The organism is Marinomonas rhizomae, assembly GCF_003315485.1.
Taxonomy (GTDB): domain Bacteria; phylum Pseudomonadota; class Gammaproteobacteria; order Pseudomonadales; family Marinomonadaceae; genus Marinomonas; species Marinomonas rhizomae.
Genome location: NZ_QNSE01000007.1, coordinates 179,972 through 195,481, shown reverse-complemented (window position 1 = coordinate 195,481; position 15,510 = coordinate 179,972). Strand labels below are relative to the sequence as shown.

Sequence of the window (15,510 nt, the reverse complement as noted above, 5' to 3'; positions counted from 1 at the left end):
TCCGTCAATAAATTGAAAATAATTAGATGAATCTATTTTATATCTCTTGCGTCACGATATAAATTTTTAAATATATATTAAAGATATACTGTTTTTGGAATACAACTAACAATGCTGTATTTATTAAGGCTTTATTTTTGGGAAAATATGTATAAATTTAAGCCGTTTTTTCCAATTCTTTTAAAAAGGTTTCCAGTACTAGATTGGTTCTAGCGCCTTTGCGCGTAATGGCTGAGAATTGCGTAATATATCGGCATTCGTTTGGTAGGATGGAACGCATTCGTCCATCTCTTTCCCAATGTGCGGCTACGTGATCCGGTAAAAAGCCAATATATCGACCTGTTAATATGAGGAAAGCCACGCCTTCTCGGTCTGTGGCCGTAGCACTGGCTTGTAAGGGTTGGTGTTGGGCTTTGATTTCAGGGGTTTGAGCATAGGCGGGTAAAACCGCATCATAGTTTTTCAATTTCGCCTTGCTAATTTTTTGGTCGTCCATATCGAATAACGGATGCGTGTTACTGCAATAGAGCTTGGATTCCTCCTCATACAAATGATGGTATTCCAATCCGCTGAGGATTTTTAAATCCGGCACTATGCCAACATGCAAACCGCCATCTAATACTCCTCGTTCCACGTCCGTTGGGGGAATCATTCGAATGTTCACCGTGACTTGCGGCCCTTTGTCTTTTAATCCTGCTAAAGAATGTGTAATGCGAGTATGAGGTAAGGTGACAAGATTGTCGGTAATACCAATGTTTAATTCACCTTTTAGATGCTGGTGAAGCGCATTGATGTGGGTGCGAAAATCTTCAATGGAAGACAATAATTGCAGTGTGTGTTCATAGACCTGACTGCCTTCATTAGTTAGTGAAAAGCCGGATCGCCCGCGCTGACAAAGTCGAAAGCCTAAGCGTGTTTCCAAATCCGAAATGGCGATACTGATCGCTGCTCTGCTGATATTAAGCACCACTTCCGCGGCAGAAAAACCGCCACATTCCACCACGGTTTTGTAAATTCGCAAAATCCTAAGGTCGGCATCACTGATCTGACTTTGGAAGGTTTTCATATATGACGGCTCTTTTTCGTGATGACTAAAGAAAATTTATAGTTAATCTAAAGCTTAACTAAGGGTTAATAAAATCGACTTTTTATAATCTATTACCATTGGCATAGTAGCGTCAACAGTGCATTTTTTAAAACATCAAATTCGCAATCGAATTTTACCGAAGATATGGAGTTGTTATGGAATTGATCGGACACCTTATTGGCGGAAAAACGTCACAAGCGGCTGAACGAAAGCAAGATGTGTTTAACCCAGCAACAGGTGAGGTAGCGAAGCAGGTTGCGATTGCACCGCGTGAAACAGTCGAAGAAGCCATCGCTGTGGCGCAAGCTGCGTACCCAGAATGGCGAAATACGCCTGCTCTGAAACGCGCGCGTATTATGTTCAATTACAAAGCGTTGTTGGAACAGCATGCTGATAAAATTTGTGAGTTGATCGGCGCAGAACATGGCAAGATTTGCCACGATGCGGCCGGTGAATTACAGCGTGGAATTGAAAACGTGGAATATGCTTGCGGTGCTCCTGAGTTACTTAAAGGAGAATTCAGTAAGAACGTTGGTCCGAATATTGATTCGTGGAGCGAATTTCAGCCATTGGGCGTGGTCGCTGGCATAACACCTTTTAATTTCCCAGCGATGGTGCCTTTATGGATGTTCCCGATGGCCATTGTTTGCGGTAACACCTTTATCTTAAAACCTTCCGAACGAGATCCAAGTACCGCCTTGTTTATCGCTGAGCTATTGCATGAAGCTGGTTTGCCTGCCGGTGTTTTCAATGTGGTGAATGGCGATAAAGTGGCCGTAGACACTTTATTAGAAGATAAACGAGTGAAAGCGGTGAGCTTCGTCGGTTCAACGCCGATTGCTGAATATATTTACAGTAAAGCCAGTGCTAACGGAAAACGTTGCCAAGCATTAGGTGGCGCGAAAAATCACGCCATTGTCATGCCGGATGCAGACATGGATAACGTGGTGAGTCAGCTACTTGGCGCGGCATTTGGTTCTTCTGGTGAACGTTGTATGGCCTTGTCTGTGGCCGTTGCAGTGGGACAAGCGGCAGGGGATCAGTTAGTGGCGAAAATGAAAGAGGCCATGATTCCTTTAAAAGTCGGTGAATGCTCTGATAAGAGTAACGATTTTGGTCCAGTGATTACCAAAGAGCATAAAGACAAGGTGGTAGGCTTTATCGACAGTGCGGAGAAACAAGGCGCTGAGGTAGTAGTGGATGGTCGTCAGCCGCAAGTCTCTGGGTATGAAAATGGTTTCTTTGTGGGAGCGACATTGATTGATGGTGTCACCAAAGAGATGGAAAGTTACCAACAAGAAATTTTTGGACCGGTTTTGCAGGTGGTTCGTGTCGATACCATGGAAGAAGCGATGACGCTCATTAATGATCATGAGTACGGCAACGGTACCTGTATTTTCACTCGTGATGGCGAAGCGGCGCGTTACTTTTCTGATCACATTGAAGTGGGCATGGTGGGGATCAATGTCCCTTTACCCGTGCCAGTGGCGTATCACAGCTTTGGTGGTTGGAAGCGTTCTTTGTTTGGGGATCTGCATGCCTATGGCCCAGATGCTGTGCGTTTTTACACAAAACGTAAAACGATTACGCAACGTTGGCCTTCTGCAGGTGTTCGTGAAGGCAAGAGCTTTTCGTTCCCATCTTAGTACCGGAAAATCAGAGTCTTCTCAGGCATTTCTAATTAAGTGATTAGAAGTGTTTTTATGGCCGCTAATCCCTAGATGAGCGGCCATTTTTTTGATCTCGTATTATTTGAAGTAATAACAATGGCTAAACCCTTGCCAATCATAGTTTCTTTTGACCTAATATTGCTCAATGCTATGATGCTTTTTTAATTTTTTTGGTGCGGTATGAATTCTAAAAAACTTGGCTTAAATACGATGCGCTGGCTATCGTTTTTTGCTGCAGTTTTACTAACGGGCTGCATGATGCCGTCGGTAAAATCAGCGGATGCTGAATTAGGTGATCAGTTGAATATTGAGGTTGAGAACAATACTGCTTATTTGTCTGGGGTGTTGGGCAGTGACTTGGTTGACGAATTAAGTGACCTTGTGAAAGACAGTCCGAATGTTACGGATTTGGTTCTGGTTGATATTCCAGGCTCTACTGATCAGCAAGCGACAATGGAAGGCGCACGTTTGATTCGGCGTTTAGGGTTAAACACACACATAGCTCCGACAGGTTACGTGCTTTCTGGAGGCGTTGATCTATTCTTAGGTGGTGTGAAAAGAACCATAGGCGCAGGTGCAGGGGTCGGTGTACATGCTTGGTCTGATGGCACAAAGATGCAAGCAGTGAATGTGAATGTTGCAGATCCGGTACATGCTGCTTATGTGAACTTCTATCTGGAAATGGGGGTGCCAGAGCGATTTTATTGGTTTTCTTTGGATGCCGCACCAGCAGATCGGGTGTATTTTTTGTCGCCTGAAGAAGTATACGACTATCAGCTTGTAACCCAATAACACCGACAATGAAAACGTCTAAAGCGAGGGAATATGGAACAAATAGAACTGTTTGCCATAGAAAGCCCTTGCCGTGGCGTATGTGAAAACAGTAAAAAAGGGTTTTGCAAAGGGTGTTTACGCAGCAGAGAAGAGCGCTTTCAATGGTTTTCTCTGTCCAATGAAGCGCGCCATCATGTCTTGGATTTATGTAAACAACGGCGAATGCGTTTATTAAAAGCGCGCCAAGAACGATTAGAAGCGGATTCTGCCAAAGCACTTCCATACGGTATGGAAGATGAGTTGATTACGGACTTGTTTGAGCTAAGCAATGATTAATTTTCAAAAATTGCGTCAAGCGCTTCTGATAAACGGTCCACACCAATAACGGTCATGCCTTCAATCGGTTTTTTCGGGCAATTGGCTTTTGGCACTACGGCTCTGGTAAACCCATGTTTAGCCGCTTCACTTATACGCTCTTGACCGGATGGTACTGGGCGGATTTCACCGGATAGCCCAACTTCCCCAAGCACGACCAAATCATGTGGTAATACTCGATCGCGAAAGCTGGATACGACGGCTGCAATGGCCGCGAGATCGGCACTGGTTTCCAGTACTTTTACACCACCTACTACGTTTAAATACACATCTTGATCTGATGTCAGTAAACCACCGTGTTTGTGTAATACCGCCAATAGCATTGCCAGACGATTATGGTCAAAGCCTACTGTGACGCGTCTTGGATTGCCTAAGGCTGACTCATCGACCAAGGCTTGAAGCTCCACCAATAATGGACGCGTACCTTCCCAAACCACCATAACTAGGCTACCAGCGGCCGGGTGATTACTGCGGTTTAAGAAAATAGAGCTTGGGTTTTTGACTTCTTTTAAGCCGTTTTCGAGCATGGCGAAAACACCTAGCTCATTAATAGCGCCAAAGCGGTTTTTCATGCCACGCAGGGTACGAAAGCGAGAGTCTTCAGAGCCTTCTAGCAATACCGAGCAGTCGACCATGTGCTCAAGAACCTTTGGCCCCGCTAAAGAACCGTCTTTGGTAACATGTCCGACAAGCAACACAGCGGTCTGTGTTTGCTTGGCAAAGCGCGTTAAGACGGCGGCACTTTCCCGAACTTGTGACACACTGCCGGGTGCGGATTCAACGCCGTCCAAATGCATCACTTGGATCGAGTCGATGACCATGACTTTAGGTTTGACTTGTTGAGCAATGGTTAAAATTGCTTCCACATTGGTTTCTGACAGCATTTTTAGGTTTTGTGTTGGTAGCCCAAGGCGCTGTGCTCGCATAGCGACTTGTTGGAGAGATTCCTCTCCTGTTACATATAAGGCTGTTTGTTGTTGCGCCAGCCAACACATGGTTTGCAGCAATAAAGTACTTTTCCCTGCGCCGGGATGGCCGCCAATTAGCACCACACCACCGGGAACTAAGCCACCGCCGAGTACTCGGTCGAACTCGTTTGCGCCAGAGCTAAAGCGAGGCACATCACCCAAATCCACATCGGACAAATTCTGAATGCCCGTTACTGCACCGGCGTAACCCTGATAACGAGGATCTTGGCTAGCGGAAACACGAGCTGAGGTTTTACCCGACGTCAGGCGAATTTCAGATAGGGAATTCCACGCGCTGCAGGCTTGGCATTGTCCTTGCCATTTTGCGTAGTCGGCTCCACATTCATTGCAGACAAAGGCGGTTTTAGCTTTGGCCATGAGAGGTCTCTTTAAGATATTACGATAACGTCCATGTTATCACAGGAAAAAGCGGCTTCGCTTATTTCGATTTTTTCCAATTTACCGAGTAAAGGTCGGTACGGCGGTCTTTTAGGTTGTTCACTGAGCCTTCACTGCGAGTCAATTTTAGCTTATCCAGGTCTAGATCTGAGAACATGATCATTTCCGTGTTTGGCGTGGTTTCTGCCATCACAGCATCATGCGGATAAGAAAAATCGGAAGGTGAAAATACAGAGCTTTGGGCATATTGAATATCTAGGTTTTCAACCTGTGGGAGGTTGCCACAGCTACCACAAATAACCACATAACATTCGTTTTCAATGGCGCGAGCTTGAGCACAACGACGAACACGCAAGTAGCCATTTTTGGTGTCTGTCCAGAATGGTACAAACAGAATATCCATGTCTTGTTCTGCTAATAGACGGCCTAATTCAGGGAATTCCACGTCGTAACAAATCAAGACGCCGACTCGACCAGCATCGGTATTGAAAACGCGTAATTCGTTACCGCCTTCTATAACCCAGTCACGGCGTTCATGAGGTGTGATATGAATTTTCTTTTGCTCTTCCACTGTACCGTCACGACGACATAAATAGCTGACATTATAAACGATGTCGTCTTCGATCACTGGCATAGAACCTGTGATGACGTTGATGTTATAGCTTACCGCGAATTGTGACATTTCATTGATAAAGCGTTCCGTGAAGCTCGCCAAGAAGCGGATGGCTTCAGTTTGGTTGCTCTGGTCTGGGCTCAGTCCGATCAGCGGTGCATTGAAGAATTCAGGGAATAAAACAAAGTCACTCTTATAATCAGAAACCGCGTCGATAAAGTATTCGACCTGTTTTAATAACTCATCAACGCTTTCGACTTCTCGCATTTGCCATTGAATCGCACCGATACGAACCTGTGTTTTACGCGAGCGAATTACGTTGGTGTCTGGCTCAAAGAAGATGTTTTTCCATTCCAACAAAGTCGCATAGCCTTGAGACTTTTCATCTTCTGGCATGTAGCGTTTTAGTAAACGAGTGACTTGGAAGTCGTTCGACAATTGAAAAGTCAGAATAGGATCGTAGATTTTGCGTTCACGAACGGATTCTAAGTATTCCGCTGGACTCATTTCATGGGCGTGTTCGTGGTAGCTTGGAATACGGCCGCCCGCCAAGATAGCGCGCAAGTTATGTTGGCGACAAAGGTCTTTTCTCGCCTCATATAAACGACGACCAAGGCGATAGCCACGATATTCTGGCGCGATCAGTACGTCTAGACCATACATGGCATCGCCATGGTCATCATTTAGAATATTTTCTTTTTGATCAATAAGGTCATCATAAGTATGTGGGTTACTAAAGCGCTGGTAGCTAACTTGAACCGATAAGGCTAAGCCGACAATTTTACCGTAGTCTTCTAAACAGATCTGTCCTTCAGGGAAGTCTTTAATCAGCTTATGAATAGTATGTTCCGGCCATGAGCCACCAAGATCGTGATAGACCTTATCCATCAGCACTTTTATTTCGTCGTAGTCGTCGTTGGTTAGGTTACGAATGGTTAAATGTAAATCGTCGTGCATGTTGGCCTCTGTAAATCGGTCTTATGTATTGCTCATCATAACGCGTATCTGTGTGAGTAAGTAAGATATCAGTGTGTTATGAGGGCGTATAGCGCTAACTCAATACGGCATATAAAAAGAAAACCCCCGCCGAGGCGAGGGTTTTGATATCAAAACGTTTTTATGAGGTCGTATTATTTTTTGCTGAACTCTGGGTATGCTTCCATACCACATTCAGAAAGATCAACACCTTCATATTCTTCTTCTTCGCTTACTCGTACACCCATGATGGCTTTGATGATTAACCAAACCACTAGGCTAGAAACGAATACCCAAACGAAGATAGTAAGAGCGCCTGCGATTTGTCCACCGAATGTTGTGCCATCGTTAGTTAGTGGTACAGCTAGCAAGCCCCAAAGACCGACCACACCGTGAACAGAGATCGCGCCCACTGGATCATCGATTTTAAGCTTGTCTAGCGTCAGGATAGACACAACAACAATCAAACCACCAACAAGACCGATCAGCGTCGCACCTAGAGCAGATGGAGTATCAGGACCTGCCGTAATTGCTACCAAGCCAGCCAATGCGCCGTTAAGAAGCATGGTTAGATCGGCTTTACCGAATAGAATTCTAGCTAGGATAAGTGCACCAATAGCACCACCCGCTGCCGCCGCGTTAGTGTTCAGGAACACCATGGCAACAGAGTTAGCATTGGCGATATCGCCTAGTTTAAGTACAGAGCCGCCGTTGAAACCGAACCAACCTAACCAAAGAATGAAAGTGCCTAGTGTCGCTAGTGGAAGGTTAGCACCAGGAATAGCGCGAACTTCACCGTTAGGACCGTACTTACCTTTACGAGCACCAAGTACCAATACACCCGCTAGAGCAGCAGAAGCACCAGCCATGTGAACAATACCAGAGCCTGCAAAGTCAGTGAAACCTAGATCGCCAAGGCTAAACATACCGAATACAGAACCGCCACCCCAAGTCCAGTTACCTTCCATTGGGTAGATAAAACCTGTCATTACAACAGCGAAGACTAGGAAAGCCCAAAGTTTCATACGTTCAGCAACGGCGCCAGATACGATAGACATAGCGGTTGCAACGAACACAACTTGGAAGAAGAAATCAGAAGCACCAGAGTAGATTGCGCCGCCTTCAAAGCCACCTTCACGACCAGCGAAGTCAGTTAAGGTAGAAGCTACATCTACATCTTGAATACCTGTAAGGAACCAGTCGCCGCCGTACATGATGGCGTAACCGCAAACTAGGTACATAACACAAGAAATGGCAAACAAAGCCACGTTCTTAGTAAGAATCTCCGTGGTGTTTTTAGCACGTACTAGACCTGCTTCCAACATGGCAAACCCGGCTGCCATCCACATAACCAGCGCGCCACACACCAAGAAATAAAAGGTGTCCATCGCATATTGTAAGTGAAAAATTTGATCTTGCATGTTTCGCCCCCCTAAAGGCTTGTATAAATCGAGCAGTGATTAAACTGCTTCTACACCAGTCTCGCCGGTACGAATACGAACCGCTTGTTCAAGGTTAACGATAAAGATCTTACCGTCGCCGATTTTGCCAGTGTTTGCTGCGCCAGTAATGGCTTCAACCACTTGGTCAGTCATTTCGTCTGCAATGGCAAGTTCGATTTTTACCTTAGGTAAAAAATCCACTACATATTCAGCGCCGCGGTATAATTCAGTGTGACCTTTTTGACGTCCGAAACCTTTTACTTCTGTTACGGTGATACCTTGAACGCCGATTTCAGAAAGTGCTTCTCGAACATCATCGAGTTTAAATGGCTTGATGATGGCAGTTATAAGCTTCATACCTACTGTCTCCTTTAAAAGTCAGTTTTATTGTCGTATCGCAGGTACTTAGCTTTATTCAATATGCGTGCCATATCTTGCATCGCCTTATAACAAGGGCTTTGTAAGGATTTTGTCGACTTTTCGAAATTAAAAAGAGTGCCAGATAGCTTTATTAAGTGCGGCATATTGGGCTGCCTTGGGGAGTTGTTGCGTTAACTTGGTGCAAGCACATTCTTGTCGTAAGAGGTTTTATAGGGCGAGCTCCCTATCTTATTGCTTCGGATCGAAAAATATATATTCGGCTAAAAGGGTAGGTCGAGCCTTATTTAGAGAACTTCTTTTAATTAATGCCCACTAAATTTGACTTGTTGCACAGAAATGAGGCGAAGTTTATGTGTTCAGATGCTGATAAAGGTGCATTGATGTAAAGATGCAGCACAGATAACTTGTTTGTACCTTCCTCAGCCTTTTATACTATTGGGCATTGTAACGGCAAATAAGAGAATGACATGATTGATCAATTTATAAAGCAGCTTGGAACTGGATTAGAGCAAGCAGCTGAAACATTAGGTAAGCTGCCAAAAGAAGAAATTCAGGCACAGCTGCATGAAGTGGCTCGCAATACATTAAGTAAAATGGATTTAGTCACCCGTGAAGAGTTTGAAGTACAAGCGGCGATGCTGGCCAAGTACCGTGAAAAATTGGCTGTATTAGAAGCGCGTTTAAATGAGTTAGAGAAAAACGACTAATTCGCTTTCATTGCACTTGCCTAGATACTAGCCAGATCTGCACGACGGACTAAAATGCAAATGCTTGAAGCGGGTTATTTCCAACCTTGAAGCCAATTTTCTGGTAATGCCAGAGTTTGCCAAGGCAAGCAATACTGATTTTTGTTGATCACAGCTTCAAGAATGCATTCAATAACGATGTCTTCTTCATCTCTAATCAGTTTTGTGACGATAAAATGCTTCTCTTTTTGTTGCGGTGATGTGGATGTCCATTTCGACAACAGCAGTTTGTTAGGATTTATTTGATGCATTGATATTTGGTAACCTTATAAATGGAATAAAATAGAGATACGAAAAAAGTGAAAAGACGGATTGCTTTTCATATTAATAAACATCAAAAATAAGTAATTCGATCAAGGAGTGATCATGAGTTTAGCTACCATTTATAGTCGTGCCCGAGTTGGTGTGGCATCCCCTTTAGTGACTGTGGAAACACACATATCCAATGGTTTGCCCTCGTTAAATATTGTTGGCTTGCCGGAAGCGGCGGTACGTGAAGCTAAAGACCGTGTGCGTAGCGCAATAATCAACAGCCACTTTGAGTTCCCAACCCGCCGAGTCACTATAAACCTCGCCCCCGCAGATTTGCCAAAAGAAGGTGGCCGATACGATTTGGCGATTGCTATCAGCGTATTAATCGCATCTGGACAGCTCGGAGAGTTGAATTTACGCGACACCGAATTCATTGGAGAGTTGGCTTTGTCGGGCGATATTCGTGGTGTTCCCGGACTATTGCCATCGGCGATTGCCTGTCATCAGGCTAATCGTCAACTGATTCTTCCTGAAGACAATCAGCAAGAAGCCGCCTTAGTGGAAGGTGATGCCGTGTTTGCCAAACATCTTACCCAAGTGACAGCCCATCTACTAAAGTTAAGTAAATTACCCTGTTGTGAGTCAAAGCCTACGGAATCCATGCCGTTAAACCATAAAGACATGCGTGATGTAAAAGGCCAATACCAAGCGCGGCGAGCCTTAGAGGTCGCGGCAGCAGGCGGACATAATTTACTATTTATTGGTCCGGCTGGAACGGGGAAAACCATGTTGGCTTCACGTTTACCGAGCATCATGCCTGCTATGACGGAAGCTGAAGCCTTGGCTGTGGCGTCAGTTCAATCGGTAGCGGGACGAAAAATGGGTCTTGATTGGTACTGGTCCGAGCGACCTTTTCGTTCGCCCCATCATTCGTGTTCGGCAGCGGCATTAGTAGGAGGAGGTTCCATACCTCAGCCTGGCGAAGCTTCTTTGGCTCACTGTGGCGTATTATTTTTAGACGAATTACCAGAATTTGATCGTAAGGTATTAGAAGTACTACGCGAGCCATTGGAAAACGGTGAAGTGCATATTTCAAGAGCACGTGGTCAAGTGACTTTTCCTGCGCGCTTTCAGCTGGTTGCGGCGATGAACGCCAGTAATGAAGCCTACAGTGGCGGACAAGATTACTATCAATCCAGTGCGAGCCAAAAATACCTCAAAAAGCTTTCAGCGCCATTTTTAGATCGTATCGATTTACATGTAGAAGTTCCGCCTCTTCCTTCTGATGTCTTAGTAAATGCTCAAGAAGAAGGAGAGTGCAGTGCTTATGTACGCGAACGCGTTGAACGCGCGGTCTTTCGCCAAAGAACGCGACAAGGTGTACAAAACTCATTGTTAAGTGGTCGTCAGTTAGAAGCTATTTGTGCGTTAAGCGATGATGACAAGCAGTTCATGCAGCAAGCGTTAGAAAAATTAAAACTTTCAGCTCGCGCCTATCATCGAGTATTAAAAGTCGCGCTTACCTTGGCCGATTTAAATGATTCTTCGGTCACCAGAGCGCATTTAATGGAATCCCTGAGTTATCGTAAGATGGAGAAGACATTGTCTATGGCTGTATCTTCGTAATGGCCGAATATTTCTCAATGAAGTAAATTAGTATTCTTGGATGAGGGTGGCGTTTAAATCTATAATACGCCTATCTAAAACTGAGTTATGTATTTCATTGATGATAAAATGCTAGCAAATAAAATAGAGATATTTGATGATTAAATTACCGTTTACTTTTTTTGCTATGCTTTTTACCTCATTTACTTTTGCTGAGTCTCGTGGTTTCGATTTGGAGTTGGGTCCTTATTTATCTTCTATGGATTACAGCGAAAAAAAAGACATTTCTCAGACTGGTGGATTATCCGGGATTAAAGGGAAGTTCTCTGCCTATTATCCTTTTTCGGTCACCTTGATCGATCTTACTTATGCTAGCGGTGATGCTGATTATAAAGGCGCAGGTAAAATATCGAATATCAAGAGTGAAGTGTACGATTTAAAAGCCATGATAGGGCGTGCTTTCTATCTAAATGGCATGTATCGGTTTACACCATTTTTGGGTTTGGGTTACCGACGCGCAACAATGAACTCTAGCGGCCGTGTATCAACGTCATCTGTAAGGGGTTATAAAAGTCAGCAAACATACTTTTATAATCCTATTGGTTTTGAAATACAGGAGTTGATAGGGGATACCTCATGGGTTGTTGGTGGGCGTTTTGAATATGACAATCTTTTGATATCAAAGAACGAGACTCGCTTAGGAGCTGCTGACTCCTATAAAGCTGTCATGGTTGGGCAGAGCAAGGGGCGAGGTTATAACTTCTATTTGAGCTTTCGGCAATTTTTAAATCCCGATGGCAGTGGCATTGTGATAGAGCCTTTCTACAAACATTGGAAGGCATCTGGCTCCGATAATAAAAGTGCGCCAAGTTATACCGCTGACCATTCGTCAAATGAATGGGGCGCCGCTTTGATGGTTTCTTTTTGACACATTTAGAGAACGCGATAAAAGCTGTTTTAACGCATTTCATTTCGTTACAATCTTCGTCCCGTTTCTGGGACTCATAATAATTAAATAGTAGTTGCGTCCTCGTATTTGTCGATTTATTTGCGGCAATAACGGGAGGCTTATGTGGAGTTTTTCTTATGGTTATCCAGTTATTCCCTCTTTGGGCTATTTTGCTGTCAGCAATTGCCTTTTTTCAACCTGATATGTTCGTAGGTTTGAAGTCTCAAATCGTTCCTCTTCTTACGGTGATTATGCTGGCAATGGGCTTAACGCTTAGTCCTAGTGATTTTAAACAAGTGCTTAAAAACGGCAAAGCAGTTGGCGTTGGTGTCTTGCTGCAGTTTTTAGTGATGCCGATCGCAGCCTTTGGTGTGGCATTTGCGTTTGGTTTTGATACGGAATTAACCGTTGGCATGTTGCTAGTCGGCAGTGTTGCTGGTGGTACGTCATCGAACGTTATGTGTTATTTAGCCAAAGGTGACACCGCCTTGTCTATTTCCATGACGGCCATTTCGACTTTGCTGGGCGTGGTTTTAACGCCTTTACTTGTGTCTTTGATGGTTGGACAAAGCGTCGATGTACCTGTTGTTGGTATGTTAATGAGCTTATTTAAAATTGTTCTTCTTCCGGTTGCGGCGGGTGTTTTGATTAATACTTTCTTCTCAACATTTGTTCGCAAGGCAGAACCCATTTTTCCTTATATTTCGATGTTTGCCATTGTGCTTATCATTGCTATTGTGGTGGCATTGAGCGCATCCAAAATCGTTCAAGTGGGCTTGGTCGTTGCGGCCGCTGTGATTATTCATAACAGCATTGGTTTGTTATTGGGGTACTGGGTCACGAAAGCGATGGGCTTTGATGCTCGTGTTTGTCGTACGATTGCGTTTGAAGTGGGCCTACAAAATTCTGGTTTGGCCGCTGCCCTTGCGGTGAAGTTTTTCACGCCAATGGCGGCTTTACCCGGCACAATATTCAGTGTTTGGCATAATATTTCAGGTTCGTTGCTGGCGAGCTACTGGAGTCGTCGACCTGTTGCTGAAAATAACCGAGAAAACACTTCTAAATAAGGCGGTATCTTAGCTACAAAAAAGGGATGCTATTTATGTATCCCTTTTTTGTGTTTGTTGGTTCTTGCTCTTATGATTTTTCTCTTCGTGCGAGGTTCTTCATTGTCGGTTACACTAACGGCTAATTTTTAATAGTCATACAAGTTAGAGTTTTCCATGAGTCAGTCCATACCTTCTATATCTCATCGTCTTCGGAATTTGAATGAGCGTCAGCTAGATGCCGTCAAACAGATAGATGGTCCCTTGTTAGTATTGGCAGGTGCTGGATCGGGAAAAACTAGCGTAATCACCACAAAAATTGCGTATCTGATTCAAACTTGTGGTTTCAAGGCAAACAGTATTATTGCGGTAACCTTTACCAACAAAGCCGCACGAGAAATGAAAGAGCGTGTTGTTGGTATGTTGTCTAAACAAGAAAGTCGAGGCTTAAGTATTTCGACCTTCCATAATTTAGGCTTACGTATTCTGCGTAAAGAATATCGCCGAGCGGGCTTAAAAGAAGGCTTCACCTTATTTGATTCTCAAGACTCGCTTAGTCTCATCAAAGAAATCCTCGACAAAGAATTTAACGGTCAAACCGATTCCGCAGCCTATTGTCAAAATACCGTCTCTAATTGGAAAAATGACTTAACAACGCCACAAGAGGCTATGACCAATGCGGATACCGAAGAGTTTCTGCTAGCGGCGCAAGTGTATGTGCAATATCAGCGTTATTTGCGTGCTTACAATGCTGTGGATTTCGATGATTTAATTCTTTTGCCGGTTAGTTTATTAATGGCCGACGCAGAACTACGTGATCGCTGGCAGAACAAGGTCCGTTACTTGCTGGTGGACGAGTGCCAAGACACCAACGCTAGCCAATATGAATTGATCCGCTTGTTGGCTGGTTTTCGCCGCTGTTTTACTCTGGTGGGTGATGATGACCAATCTATCTACGCGTGGCGTGGCGCGCGTCCAGAAAACTTAGAGCGTTTATCTGTCGATTATCCAAGTTTGAAATTGGTCAAATTGGAGCAAAACTATCGTTCGACCAAAACCATACTAAAAGCCGCTAATACATTGATTGCCAACAATCCTCACGTTTATGATAAAGCCTTGTGGAGTGATCATGAAGAAGGTGATCAGATTCGCATTATGGTCACCCGTAACGAAGATGCCGAATCCGAGCGAGTGGCAGCAGAAATACAATCTCGTCATCTACGCCATGAGATTCCCTATAAAGATTTTGCTATCTTATATCGCGGTAACCACCAAGCGCGTCTATTGGAAATTAAGCTGCAGGCGTATCGTATTCCCTACAAAATGAACGGCGGCACTTCGTTTTTCTCGCGGGCAGAAATTAAAGACTTAATGAGCTATTTACGTCTTTTGGTGAACCCATCGGACGACAATGCGTTTTTACGTATTGTGAATTTGCCGCGTCGAGAAATTGGCCCAGCCACGCTAGAGAAAGTTGGTAATCTTGCCACTGAACGCGGCGTGAGTTTATTTGAAGCGTCAGGTTACAAAGAGTTAGAAGAAACCATTACCGGCCGTTCATTAAAAAGCTTGCAGGATTTCGAGCGTTGGTTGTCGAATCTGCGCCAGCGTCTAGAAGGAGCCTCGCCAGTCCCCGTGATTGAACAAATGATCCACGACATGGATTATTACGGCTGGATTCAAGAGCAAACGTCTTCCAGTAAAGCCGGAGATCGACGCATCGAAAATGTGCGTTTCTTGTTGGATTCTATTCAACGAATGATGGAGTCTGCATGGGAAGAAGACGAAACAGCAGGCTTGGATCAAGCGATTAGTAAGTTGTTATTAATTGACATGTTGGAGCGCCAAGAAGAAGAGGAAGACGAAGATAAAGTACAGTTGCTAACGCTTCATGCTTCTAAAGGTTTGGAATACCCTCACGTGTTTTTAATCGGCTGCGAAGAAGAATTATTACCTCACAGAAACAGTATAGAAAACGACGACATTGAAGAAGAACGCCGTTTGGCTTATGTGGGAATCACCCGAGCGAAAAAAACCTTGTGTATTACCTTAGCAGCGAAACGTCGTCAATATGGTGAAGAAATCGATTGCTTACCAAGTCGATTCTTGGACGAGTTGCCAGAAGAGGATCTTGTTTGGGAAGGTCGCAGTGATGAAGGCGAAAGCTCTAAAAAAGAACGTGGCCAGGCGTCTTTGTCGGCACTAAAAGCCATGTTGAACGGTTAAGT

General features: G+C 44.3%; 14 protein-coding genes. 8 read left to right on the top strand and 6 right to left on the bottom strand.

From position 1 onward, the window contains the following. Positions 1 to 157 precede the first annotated feature (157 nt). Positions 158 to 1,066, bottom strand: coding sequence for a LysR family transcriptional regulator (locus tag DFP80_RS10575; RefSeq protein WP_113916767.1), 909 nt, complete (start codon positions 1,064 to 1,066; stop codon positions 158 to 160). Between the two features lie 176 nt (positions 1,067 to 1,242). Here DFP80_RS10575 and DFP80_RS10570 point away from each other — a divergent pair, with 176 nt between their 5' ends. From DFP80_RS10570 to DFP80_RS10560, 3 genes are all read left to right on the top strand, one after another. Then, complete coding sequence (locus tag DFP80_RS10570; RefSeq protein ID WP_113916766.1) at positions 1,243 to 2,733, top strand: CoA-acylating methylmalonate-semialdehyde dehydrogenase; 1,491 nt, start codon at positions 1,243 to 1,245, stop codon at positions 2,731 to 2,733. 204 nt (positions 2,734 to 2,937) lie between these two features. Beyond that, complete coding sequence (locus tag DFP80_RS10565) at positions 2,938 to 3,549, top strand: COG3904 family protein (protein WP_113916765.1); 612 nt, start codon at positions 2,938 to 2,940, stop codon at positions 3,547 to 3,549. A 33-nt stretch (positions 3,550 to 3,582) separates the two neighbouring features. Then, the gene (locus tag DFP80_RS10560; RefSeq protein WP_113916764.1) at positions 3,583 to 3,867 is read left to right on the top strand and encodes a DUF1289 domain-containing protein; all 285 of its coding nucleotides are present in this window, start codon (positions 3,583 to 3,585) and stop codon (positions 3,865 to 3,867) included. On the opposite strand, the gene radA is transcribed toward DFP80_RS10560, so the two are convergent. The 4 genes from radA to glnK form a co-directional block, all read right to left on the bottom strand. Beyond that, complete coding sequence (gene radA, locus DFP80_RS10555; RefSeq protein WP_113916763.1) at positions 3,864 to 5,252, bottom strand: DNA repair protein RadA; 1,389 nt, start codon at positions 5,250 to 5,252, stop codon at positions 3,864 to 3,866. The two genes, DFP80_RS10560 and radA, sit on opposite strands and share 4 nt — an antisense overlap. Before the next feature lie 61 nt (positions 5,253 to 5,313). After that, the gene (locus DFP80_RS10550) at positions 5,314 to 6,843 is read right to left on the bottom strand and encodes a bifunctional GNAT family N-acetyltransferase/carbon-nitrogen hydrolase family protein (protein WP_113916762.1); all 1,530 of its coding nucleotides are present in this window, start codon (positions 6,841 to 6,843) and stop codon (positions 5,314 to 5,316) included. A gap of 173 nt (positions 6,844 to 7,016) precedes the next feature. Next, complete coding sequence (gene amtB / locus DFP80_RS10545; protein WP_113916761.1) at positions 7,017 to 8,282, bottom strand: ammonium transporter AmtB; 1,266 nt, start codon at positions 8,280 to 8,282, stop codon at positions 7,017 to 7,019. Between the two features lie 39 nt (positions 8,283 to 8,321). Next, positions 8,322 to 8,660, bottom strand: coding sequence for a P-II family nitrogen regulator (glnK, locus tag DFP80_RS10540; RefSeq protein WP_012071322.1), 339 nt, complete (start codon positions 8,658 to 8,660; stop codon positions 8,322 to 8,324). Positions 8,661 to 9,151: 491 nt separating this feature from the next. Between glnK and DFP80_RS10535 the strand changes: the two genes are divergently transcribed. Next, on the top strand, positions 9,152 to 9,391 hold the full coding sequence (locus DFP80_RS10535; protein ID WP_113916760.1) for an accessory factor UbiK family protein: 240 nt from the start codon (positions 9,152 to 9,154) through the stop codon (positions 9,389 to 9,391). Positions 9,392 to 9,465: 74 nt separating this feature from the next. Here the strand turns inward: DFP80_RS10535 and DFP80_RS10530 are convergent, their stop codons facing one another. Beyond that, positions 9,466 to 9,681: a TIGR02450 family Trp-rich protein gene (locus tag DFP80_RS10530; protein WP_175020613.1), complete on the bottom strand. Its 216-nt coding sequence runs from the start codon at positions 9,679 to 9,681 to the stop codon at positions 9,466 to 9,468. Positions 9,682 to 9,796: 115 nt separating this feature from the next. Between DFP80_RS10530 and DFP80_RS10525 the strand changes: the two genes are divergently transcribed. The 4 genes from DFP80_RS10525 to rep all read left to right on the top strand — a co-directional run bounded on the left by DFP80_RS10525 (position 9,797) and on the right by rep (position 15,508). Beyond that, a complete protein-coding gene (locus tag DFP80_RS10525) occupies positions 9,797 to 11,308 on the top strand; it encodes a YifB family Mg chelatase-like AAA ATPase (protein ID WP_113916758.1) in 1,512 nt (503 codons plus the stop codon). A gap of 136 nt (positions 11,309 to 11,444) precedes the next feature. Beyond that, positions 11,445 to 12,215 carry a hypothetical protein gene (locus DFP80_RS10520; protein ID WP_113916757.1) on the top strand — a complete coding sequence of 257 codons (771 nt, stop codon included), beginning with the start codon at positions 11,445 to 11,447 and terminating at the stop codon, positions 12,213 to 12,215. Between the two features lie 158 nt (positions 12,216 to 12,373). Continuing rightward, a complete protein-coding gene (locus DFP80_RS10515; RefSeq protein ID WP_113916756.1) occupies positions 12,374 to 13,303 on the top strand; it encodes a bile acid:sodium symporter family protein in 930 nt (309 codons plus the stop codon). Positions 13,304 to 13,459: 156 nt separating this feature from the next. Beyond that, the gene (rep, locus tag DFP80_RS10510) at positions 13,460 to 15,508 is read left to right on the top strand and encodes a DNA helicase Rep (RefSeq protein ID WP_113916755.1); all 2,049 of its coding nucleotides are present in this window, start codon (positions 13,460 to 13,462) and stop codon (positions 15,506 to 15,508) included. Positions 15,509 to 15,510: the final 2 nt, after the last annotated feature.

Excerpts from the sequence above, each read along its gene's own strand:
- glnK (WP_012071322.1), bottom strand. The coding sequence starts at position 8,660 with ATGAAGCTTATAACTGCCATCATCAAGCCATTTAAACTCGATGATGTT.
- radA (WP_113916763.1), bottom strand. The coding sequence starts at position 5,252 with ATGGCCAAAGCTAAAACCGCCTTTGTCTGCAATGAATGTGGAGCCGAC.
- DFP80_RS10550 (WP_113916762.1), bottom strand. The coding sequence starts at position 6,843 with ATGCACGACGATTTACATTTAACCATTCGTAACCTAACCAACGACGAC.
- DFP80_RS10560 (WP_113916764.1), top strand. The coding sequence starts at position 3,583 with ATGGAACAAATAGAACTGTTTGCCATAGAAAGCCCTTGCCGTGGCGTA.
- DFP80_RS10575 (WP_113916767.1), bottom strand. The coding sequence starts at position 1,066 with ATGAAAACCTTCCAAAGTCAGATCAGTGATGCCGACCTTAGGATTTTG.
- DFP80_RS10535 (WP_113916760.1), top strand. The coding sequence starts at position 9,152 with ATGATTGATCAATTTATAAAGCAGCTTGGAACTGGATTAGAGCAAGCA.
- DFP80_RS10515 (WP_113916756.1), top strand. The coding sequence starts at position 12,374 with ATGGTTATCCAGTTATTCCCTCTTTGGGCTATTTTGCTGTCAGCAATT.
- DFP80_RS10565 (WP_113916765.1), top strand. The coding sequence starts at position 2,938 with ATGAATTCTAAAAAACTTGGCTTAAATACGATGCGCTGGCTATCGTTT.
- DFP80_RS10570 (WP_113916766.1), top strand. The coding sequence starts at position 1,243 with ATGGAATTGATCGGACACCTTATTGGCGGAAAAACGTCACAAGCGGCT.
- rep (WP_113916755.1), top strand. The coding sequence starts at position 13,460 with ATGAGTCAGTCCATACCTTCTATATCTCATCGTCTTCGGAATTTGAAT.
- DFP80_RS10525 (WP_113916758.1), top strand. The coding sequence starts at position 9,797 with ATGAGTTTAGCTACCATTTATAGTCGTGCCCGAGTTGGTGTGGCATCC.
- DFP80_RS10530 (WP_175020613.1), bottom strand. The coding sequence starts at position 9,681 with ATGCATCAAATAAATCCTAACAAACTGCTGTTGTCGAAATGGACATCC.
- amtB (WP_113916761.1), bottom strand. The coding sequence starts at position 8,282 with ATGCAAGATCAAATTTTTCACTTACAATATGCGATGGACACCTTTTAT.
- DFP80_RS10520 (WP_113916757.1), top strand. The coding sequence starts at position 11,445 with ATGATTAAATTACCGTTTACTTTTTTTGCTATGCTTTTTACCTCATTT.